This is a genomic window from Streptomyces sp. B15, assembly GCF_018070605.1.
Taxonomy (GTDB): domain Bacteria; phylum Actinomycetota; class Actinomycetes; order Streptomycetales; family Streptomycetaceae; genus Streptomyces; species Streptomyces smyrnaeus.
In genome coordinates, this window is sequence record NZ_JAGPXJ010000085.1 from 25,988 (window position 1) to 33,142 (window position 7,155).

The window sequence follows — 7,155 nt, forward strand, 5'->3', positions numbered from 1 at the left end:
TGCATGCGAGGTGCAGGCGAAGCGCACGGTCGGGGCGCCGGCGAGGCCGGGGTGTGGCGGTGTCCGGGGCCGGGCGGAGCGCCCACCCGGCCCCGGACGGCCGCTCACTGGTTGCGGTCGTGGTTGCCGCTCGGCCCGTTGTGGCCGAGGTCTCCGTCCGCGTCGTCCACCGCGCCGCTGACGAGTTTCCCGGCGCCCTTGGCGACGTCCTTGGCGGCGGACGCCGCTGCCAAGGCGGCACCGACCGGCCCGGCGGCGGCGCCGGCACCGCGTGCGGCGCCGCTGGGGCCTCCTCCGCCCCTGCCGCCCCCACCGCCGCCCGAGCCACCGCCCGAGCCACCGCCGGACGGGCCACCGCCGCCGCCCGAGCCGCCACCTGACGGGCCTCCTCCGCCCCTGCCGCCGCCTCCGGAGCCGCCGCCCGACCGGCTGCCGGTGGCCGCTGCCGCGAGACCGCCGGGCCCGGACTGGCCGCCGCCGCCCGAGGGCCCGGTGGCTCCGGAGGCCCCGGACTTACCGCCGGAACCCGATTTGCCGCCCCCGCCCGACGCCGCCGCGCCGGCGACCGACTTGGCGCCGGAGGCGATCCCGCCGGCGGCGCCGGTGACGGCGCCGGAGTAGGCACCGCTGCCACCGAGCGCCGCGGTGGCGGGCACCACCAGTTTCAGCAGCGCGGGCAGCGAGATGGCCGACAGGAGCATCACGCAGATGCCGGCGATCTTGACATGGATGTTCGCGGTCTCCGCCCCTTCGTACTCGCCCGTGGTCAGGGCCGTGCCCGCGTAGATGACGAGACCCGCGGTGGGTTTGTAGAGCACCCAGGCGACCATCCAGCCGATGTGCTTGCGCCACCAGCCGCCGCCCCAGTCGCTCATGGACGCCGCGGCGGCCAGCGGAAGCGTGCCGAACAGTACGATCATCACGCCGAGCCGGACATAGAGCAGGATCCCGTGGATGACTGCGGCGATGAGCAGCAGGAACGCCAGGATCAGATAGAGGAACGACGGTACGTCGTCCGAGGAACCGCATCCCATGTTGTTGATCTGCGCGTTCACGGCGCCTTTGAACAGGTAGTCGGCGTAGCTGTCACCGACTCCGGCGGCGGCGGCCATGATGGTCGTCCCCCCGCCGGCCACCACGATCAACCGCACCATGCCCCGCAGCGCGGTCTGCCCGGCGTCGACCCGGCGTTCCGAGGCCATCCGGACGCAGGCGAAGAGCAGCGAGCCGATGGCGAGGTAGACGACGATGTACTTCACCTGGTTGTGCACCGGACTGGACGCCGTGGTGGAGAAGGTGGGGATCGCCTCGGTCACCGCGGTGAACGCGGACAGCGCCCCGGTCATGATGGCGTTCGCGATGCCCTTGATGATGGTGCCGATGGGATCGCCCAGGAAGTCGAAGAATCCCTTCGCGATGTCCAGGATCGGATTTCCCGTGCTCCCGCACGCCGCCATCAGGCAGCCCCCCACTTGACGTATCCGCCGTTGCTCATCGCGGAGGTCGCGGAGGAGAAGAGGGAGCCGTTCGGCCGCGGCTCGACCTTCCAGTCGCCGCCGTCCCACCGCATCGAGACCGTCGTCGCGCTCAGACTCCCGCTCGCGCTCTTGATCAGCAGCCGCACCTCGGCGGCCTTCTTCGAGTACGAGGGCACCGAGAACCCGGAGTACACGCCGGGCTCCTGGTTCTCCACCTCAGTCTGGGGGACCGTGGCGCGCTGGGAGATGAACTGCTTCTTGCCGTCTCCGGCAACCAGTTGCTGCTCTGCGACAGTGCGCCAGTCGGCGCTGCTCATGTGCGAGAGAATGCCGTGTGCCGCCATGACGGCGCCCATGGGGGTGCGGGCGTAGCACCACCACACCGGCCCGTTGAACCGTGTCGGTCCGGCCGACGGCGAGGTGGGCACACTGGTGCGGTCCAGCCTCTTCCAGGCGACGTCCTTGGGCGGGGAGGTCGGGCGGGTCGGGTCCGCCCCGCTCTCCGCCCGCTGCGGCACGTCGTCGCCCTCTTCGGCCCGCTCCTCGGTGCCCTCTTCGGTGGTCCCGGTGTCCTTTTTCGTGCTCGCGGTGTCCTTGTCCTCGGTGTGGCAGCCCTTGGGCCGCTCGTCCGCCGCCCGCCCGTCCTGCTGCGAACGGTGCGAGGTGAGCGGCCCCTTCATGGCCTTCCGGGGTGCGTCGGCGCCGTCGTCCCGGGCTCCGCCGGAATTCGTGACGTAGGACACGACCGCGATGACCAGCGCTGTCGCCAGGAAAACGGCTGAGAACACCCATCCGCGCTGTTTCCAGAAAGGCGAATCAATCGCCTCGTCGTCCTGCTTGCGTGAGAACATTGCTACTCATTCCCGCCTCGGTGCCCCGGAGTTGCCGGCTTCCTCAGAAGATCCAGTTCGCGAAGGGCCCCGCGGAGGCCACGAGGCAGCAGCCGCCCAGGACCATGCCGAGCCGGCTCATGTGTTCGGAGCTCTCGCCGCGCTTCAGGGAAATGCCCATCATCGCGCCGGTGATCACGATTCCCAGCACGCCTGCCGCGGTACCGGCCCACGCGGCCAGGCCGAGCATCTTGTCGATCTTCGGCCCGAGGCCGGCCGGGGCCTGGCGCTTGGGCTGCGGTACCGCCAGGTAGAGGCTGAGCAAGGTGGTCTTCATCGGGGTCTCCTGTGAGGTGGTGTCAACTGATACGAGGACATGGCGCAATTGCCGAGCCGAGGAATCCGGCTGTGTTTCAGGGAGTGAGAGGGCCGAACCACTGCACGAGCGGTGCGGCCGTTGTGGCGATGACCGAGGCGACCAGCACGATGAAGAACCCTCGGAAATGCGTGGCGCCCTCGCCCATTTCTCCGCGCCGCAGCTGAAGGGACATCTGGGTGCCGACGATGATGAGTCCGAGCACGCCTGCCCCCGACGCCGCCCAGGCCAGCCAGCTGAGGATCTGAGTCGCATCGCCCCCCGGTTTGTACGGGGCGAGTTCTTCGGCCAGCAGTTGGGGCATCTGGCTCATGGCGGTCACCGTTTCTTCTCCCGCTTCTTGGAATGGGCGAGCTGGGTCCCGGCCAGCTCGGCCAGCGTGCGGATGGTTCTCGGTACGGGCCCGGTCCGCTTCTCCCCCCGCCACCCCGGAACCCAGGGCACCCGGTGGACGTCCGCGACCGAGCGCAGTACGCGGACGCGCTGCGCGAGGTGGAAGGGCAGCCGCCCGGGTGCGTCGGCGACGAGGACCACGGCGAGCAGGTCGACCCCCGCCGGGTGCTCTCCCGAGTGCAGGGCTTCCAGCGCCCGGGATGCCGCGCGCAGTCCTGAGCCGTGGGTCCGCGCCACCAGGAGCACCCGGCCGGGCTCCCCTTGGGAGGGATCGGGCCATCGGCGTCCCAGGTCGCGTCCGCCCACCATTTCGGCGAGCGTGCTGGTCCCGGCGCCGCCATGGGCACCGACCCAGCTCACGGGACCGCCGTCGGGGACGACAGGCTCCCCGGGCGCCGGAGGGCGCGGCGACCGGCTCGCGGGTGCGACGGTGGCCGGGCCGGCCACCGTCGGTGGCGCCGGATCGACGGCCATGGCGCCGTGTTCGAGCGGGGCCGGTGACGGTGCGGTCGGCGCGGCCGGCGCCCTGCGTACCGCGCCCGGACCCGGCGACGGCGTATTCGGTGCAGCCGGAGCCGGAGCCGGAGCCGGAGCCGGAGCCGGAGCCGGAGCCGGAGCCGGTACGGCACGGTCCTGGAAGCCTGTGACCGGTCCGGTCGGACCGGCGACGGCGACCGGGTCCGGCGCTGCGGTCGCCGCGACCGTCGGGGCCGCCGGGGCTGCCGGGTCCGTGGACGATCCTTCCTGACCGACCGGATCCCGCGTCTCCGCGGCCGGTTGAGGTGCCGTCGGTCCGCGTACCCACATGTGCGGGCCGGCGGGTGCCTGGCCGGCTGACGCCGGTGGGGGGACGCTCATCGCGTGTCCAGCCTCCTCTCCTACGACTCCTGGATTCCTGTGCTGCCGCTGTCCTGCCTCCGGACCGAGGCCGGGCGGGAAGACGAATTGAACCGATTCGTCACCGTGCCCGTTCCGATCTGCAAGCGCGGTGCCCTCCGTCGGAGAGCCACAACGGGACTTCAGCGGAAGTGGTTCACCGTTCTTGGGCAATGCGGCGACGTTCGGTGAAGAGGGAGGGGGAGACGGGTGGTGGGCCCATGAGCGAGAACGAGGGGATGTCCAGCAAGGCGACGATGATCGGCGTGGCCGGAGCGGGGTGCGGATGCATGACGCTGCCGGCCGCGGCAGCCGGCCTGATCGTGCTGCTGATCGTCTTCGGCGGGCTCGGCGTCCTCTTCGCGCCCATCATCGCCCTCATCCTGTTCTTCGGCGGCGGAGGAGGGGGCGACGACGTCTCGCCCTCGGACATCGACACCGACGCGGTGTCCGAGTCGGTCCAGGGCGACGGGAAGGGCGAGCTGAACCCGAAGACGGTGCCCTCAGATCTGGCGGACACCATCGAGGACGCCGGAGGCATCTGCGACGCCATCGGACCGGTCGTCATCGCGGCGCAGATCGAGCACGAGTCCTCGTTCAACGAGGACATGCTCGGTCCCAACGGGGAGAAGGGCATCTCGCAGCTGCCGCCGGACAAGTTCGAGGAGTTCGGCGAGGACGAGGACGACAACGACGAGACCTCGGCGACCGATCCCAAGGACTCGATCATGGCTCAGGGCCGCTACATGTGTTCGTTGGCCGAGAAGGTCAAGCCGCTCGTCGACAGTGGTCAGGCCCCGGAGGGGCAGAGCGTTCTCGACCTCACCCTCGCCGCCTACGACGTGGGGCTGAAGGCCGTACAGGACGCCAAGGGCCTTCCCGAGGGCGGCGCGGCGCAGAGCTATGTGATCACCGTTCGGTCGCTCTTCCCGCGGTTCGAGGGGATCGGCGGTGCCGTATCACCGTCCGAGTTCCCGACCCCGCCCACGTCCGAGTCCTGACCCCGGACCACGACACGGCCCGACCCCGACGAGAGTGGAGAGGGAGCGCCACATGCTCCACACGGAACCCGCAGAAGTGACGGAGAAACAGGCGGTATCGGCAGACGGCGGGACGCCGCAGCCTGCTTCGCCGCCGCCTTCCCGGTTCGAGGTGCTCATCGCCCGCGACGGCTCCGTGGCGCTCAACGGCGAGCGCATGCCGACGGAGGACGGGGAGGAGGTCCACATCGCGGTGCTCGACGTGCTGCATCGCGCCGCACAGGAGCGGGACGAGCCCGTCGAGGCGACGGTCCTCGATCTGCGGGAGAACGGCAGCGCGACCTTCATCCAGGTCGCTCCCGACGGTTCCAGCCGGTTGCTCGTCCCCGCGGGCGACGACGTACCACCGGCCGACGACGGGCAGCCTGCCGGTGCCGCCCCGCACCCCGGAGACGACACCGAGCCCGAGCCCGAGCCAGGCCCAGGCCCCGAGCCCGGGCCGGAGGGACGGCCGCCCGAGCCCGAGACCGAGCCCGAGGGACCGCAGTCCGTGTCCGAGGAGCCGCAGTCCGCCCCGGTCCCCGGCGAACTGGCGGAAGCCGTGGCGCACATCAACCGGGCGGCGGGCGGGGGCGAGCCGCAGCGCGCCATGGTGCTGGCCTTCCGGCTGCGTGAACACGCCGTGCGCAGCTACGGCGAGGAGCACCCCTACACCCTGGAGGCGCGCGACCTGGAGGCGTTCGTCGCACGCCTGGGCGGCAACTACGCGAAGGCCGCGGGGATCTACCTCGAACTCGCGCGGGTCTGCCATCGGCAGGGCAGCTCCCGTGCGTACGGCTATCTCAAGCGTGCCGTCGGCAACTGGCAGTTGCTCACGGATCCGCAGGCGGTGCTCACTCATGGCCGGGGGCTCCTCGCCACGTGGGCCGCGCTCGCCTCGGAGGCCGGCCCCGCGGCCGACGACACGGTGCTGCCGCGCCATGTCCGGCAGCGTCTTCGTGCCGTTGCCGAGGCCGATATACGCCACTGACCTGCGGCATCAACATCGGATTGACGCCGGGGAGATGACGGTGCGGAAAGGAGTACATCGACAGTCGTTGTGACGTGAGTCACAACAAGTTGTCCGGCTCGGGCGTGAACTTCCCCCGCTGGGTGCGCATCTAAGTCCTCGTAAAGCGCATTAGAAACTGGTTTACAGGGATAGGACCGATTCAAGCCCTTTGTGCGGCCCGATGTCGTGCCGCCTCGAGGTAATCGGTCATCAACGTCGCGTGGATCTCCCCTCAGAAAACTCTCTGCCTCGTGAGGGGGCCGCTGTGCGAGTCCCGAGGCCAGGCCGCCGTGGTCGGCGGCGCGAATCGAGGGGGAGGCAACCGTGAGCTGGACCGTCTTGGGGTCAGTCGGAGCGGCCAGCGCCCAGGAACGGGCGACCCGTTCGCTGTACGAACAGCACGCACGGCCCTTACAGGGATATGTACTCCAACTGCTCGGTGGTGATCTGCAAAGAGCTGAGGACGTGGTGCAGGAAACGTTGCTGCGCTGCTGGCGGAATCAGCAATTGGCCAGTGGGGGGCAGGACTTGCGACCATGGCTGTTCAAGGTGGCGCGCAACCTCGTCATCGACGACTACCGGCTGCGCAGGGCACGCCCCAAGGAAGTCGACGGCACCGCCTGGCTGGAGGACGTGCTGGCCGACAACGACGATGTCGACCGGGTGCTCTCCTCCCTGGTGCTGGGAAAGGCGTTCCAAACGCTGTCGCCCGCACATCGGGAGGTGCTGTACGAGACGTACTACACCGGCAGGTCGACACGTGAGGTCTCGCTCCTCCTCGGCATTCCGCCGGGCACGGTGAAGTCCCGGCTGTACCACGCGGTGCGCAAGCTGCGGCTGGCCTTGGGGGTGACCGAGGTCGTCGAGGAGAAGCCGGTGATCGCGGCGAAGTAGCCGACCCGCAGCCCGCCCCGGGTGCTCAGTACGGCACCGGACCCCGGAACCGGTGCCGTACGGCCCGGCCCTCGGAAGGAGGGCGAAGGGAGGCGTCGACGGCCCTGACGCCGGTGCCCCTGACGCCGGTGCCCCTGTCGGCGAGCAGCCGACAGGGGCACCGGGTGCGCGAGGCCCGTCCTGCTGACGGACCGCGGTCAGCCGACGGGGACATTCGGCGCGAGGGCGGTGACGTCCAGGCGCCCGTGGTCCACCCAGGTGGGCAGCTTGTGCGTCT

The 7,155-nt window shown here is 70.5% G+C and carries 8 protein-coding genes; 3 read left to right on the forward strand and 5 right to left on the reverse strand.

Going from position 1 to position 7,155, the window contains the following annotated elements; all coding sequences use genetic code 11:
* Positions 1 to 104: 104 nt before the first annotated feature.
* The 5 genes from KBY19_RS28790 to KBY19_RS28810 all read right to left on the reverse strand — a co-directional run bounded on the left by KBY19_RS28790 (position 105) and on the right by KBY19_RS28810 (position 3,551).
* Complete coding sequence (locus tag KBY19_RS28790) at positions 105 to 1,457, reverse strand: hypothetical protein (RefSeq protein ID WP_247691521.1); 1,353 nt, start codon at positions 1,455 to 1,457, stop codon at positions 105 to 107.
* Positions 1,457 to 2,329 carry a hypothetical protein gene (locus KBY19_RS28795; protein WP_099885177.1) on the reverse strand — a complete coding sequence of 291 codons (873 nt, stop codon included), beginning with the start codon at positions 2,327 to 2,329 and terminating at the stop codon, positions 1,457 to 1,459. The genes KBY19_RS28790 and KBY19_RS28795 overlap by 1 nt, the downstream gene beginning before the upstream one ends.
* A gap of 43 nt (positions 2,330 to 2,372) precedes the next feature.
* Positions 2,373 to 2,645, reverse strand: coding sequence for a hypothetical protein (locus KBY19_RS28800; RefSeq protein WP_099885178.1), 273 nt, complete (start codon positions 2,643 to 2,645; stop codon positions 2,373 to 2,375).
* Positions 2,646 to 2,721: 76 nt separating this feature from the next.
* Positions 2,722 to 2,997: a hypothetical protein gene (locus KBY19_RS28805; protein WP_221506069.1), complete on the reverse strand. Its 276-nt coding sequence runs from the start codon at positions 2,995 to 2,997 to the stop codon at positions 2,722 to 2,724.
* A 5-nt stretch (positions 2,998 to 3,002) separates the two neighbouring features.
* Positions 3,003 to 3,551: a DUF6668 family protein gene (locus tag KBY19_RS28810; protein ID WP_210967013.1), complete on the reverse strand. Its 549-nt coding sequence runs from the start codon at positions 3,549 to 3,551 to the stop codon at positions 3,003 to 3,005.
* 623 nt (positions 3,552 to 4,174) lie between these two features.
* Between KBY19_RS28810 and KBY19_RS28815 the strand changes: the two genes are divergently transcribed.
* From KBY19_RS28815 to KBY19_RS28825, 3 genes are all read left to right on the forward strand, one after another.
* Positions 4,175 to 4,954 (forward strand): transglycosylase SLT domain-containing protein, encoded by a 780-nt coding sequence (locus tag KBY19_RS28815; protein ID WP_099885181.1) that lies wholly within the window; start codon positions 4,175 to 4,177, stop codon positions 4,952 to 4,954.
* A 52-nt stretch (positions 4,955 to 5,006) separates the two neighbouring features.
* Positions 5,007 to 5,963 carry a hypothetical protein gene (locus KBY19_RS28820; protein WP_210967014.1) on the forward strand — a complete coding sequence of 319 codons (957 nt, stop codon included), beginning with the start codon at positions 5,007 to 5,009 and terminating at the stop codon, positions 5,961 to 5,963.
* Positions 5,964 to 6,416: 453 nt separating this feature from the next.
* A complete protein-coding gene (locus KBY19_RS28825; protein WP_307843651.1) occupies positions 6,417 to 6,878 on the forward strand; it encodes a sigma-70 family RNA polymerase sigma factor in 462 nt (153 codons plus the stop codon).
* Positions 6,879 to 7,155: the final 277 nt, after the last annotated feature.

What these genes read in the sequence shown, in the direction of transcription:
- KBY19_RS28805 (WP_221506069.1), bottom strand. Translation starts at nt 2,997, where the DNA reads ATGAGCCAGATGCCCCAACTGCTGGCCGAAGAACTCGCCCCGTACAAA.
- KBY19_RS28790 (WP_247691521.1), bottom strand. Translation starts at nt 1,457, where the DNA reads ATGGCGGCGTGCGGGAGCACGGGAAATCCGATCCTGGACATCGCGAAG.
- KBY19_RS28800 (WP_099885178.1), bottom strand. Translation starts at nt 2,645, where the DNA reads ATGAAGACCACCTTGCTCAGCCTCTACCTGGCGGTACCGCAGCCCAAG.
- KBY19_RS28795 (WP_099885177.1), bottom strand. Translation starts at nt 2,329, where the DNA reads ATGTTCTCACGCAAGCAGGACGACGAGGCGATTGATTCGCCTTTCTGG.
- KBY19_RS28810 (WP_210967013.1), bottom strand. Translation starts at nt 3,551, where the DNA reads ATGGCCGTCGATCCGGCGCCACCGACGGTGGCCGGCCCGGCCACCGTC.
- KBY19_RS28820 (WP_210967014.1), top strand. Translation starts at nt 5,007, where the DNA reads ATGCTCCACACGGAACCCGCAGAAGTGACGGAGAAACAGGCGGTATCG.
- KBY19_RS28815 (WP_099885181.1), top strand. Translation starts at nt 4,175, where the DNA reads ATGAGCGAGAACGAGGGGATGTCCAGCAAGGCGACGATGATCGGCGTG.